This is a genomic window from Bradyrhizobium sp. NBAIM08 (genome assembly GCF_020193935.1).
Taxonomy (GTDB): domain Bacteria; phylum Pseudomonadota; class Alphaproteobacteria; order Rhizobiales; family Xanthobacteraceae; genus Bradyrhizobium; species Bradyrhizobium yuanmingense.
The window spans coordinates 1-428 of sequence record NZ_JADYVR010000592.1 but is presented as its reverse complement, the minus strand read 5'-3'; the positions used below and the strand labels follow the sequence as shown (position 1 = coordinate 428).

The window sequence follows — 428 nt, the reverse complement described above, 5'->3', positions numbered from 1 at the left end:
GAATTCCAATCAGTAAAATTGATATTAAAATTGGTGATTCTTCATTACCACCTGCTGCCGGTTCGGTAGGGTCGGTAGGTGCAGCCAGTTTTGCCAATGCGGTAAATGATGTATGTATCAAAGTTACAGAGGAATTAATTGCGAAGTCCGGTAAGCAGTTTTTTGCGAAACCTACGGCTGCACAAATGATGATTTCTGAAAAGCTAACTGCGTTTCAAATAAGGGCTGATGCAAAGCCACCGGCAGAAGCAGACCAATATTCCGCACATAGTTTCAACGCCAACTTTGCAGAAGTTTGGGTAAACCAATCGACGGGAATGGTGAAGATTCCACGCTTTACGGCAGTAACAGGTGCCGGTAAAATTCTGAACCCCAAAACGGCCCGTTCTCAGATCATTGGCGGTTGTATCTGGGGCATTGGTATGGCG

1 protein-coding gene is annotated in these 428 nt (G+C 45.3%); it reads left to right on the top strand.

All coding sequences use genetic code 11. The features are described from left to right. Positions 1-428, top strand: a 428-nt coding sequence (locus I6F37_RS41115) for a molybdopterin cofactor-binding domain-containing protein (RefSeq protein ID WP_225154539.1), incomplete at both ends; no start/stop codon positions are given.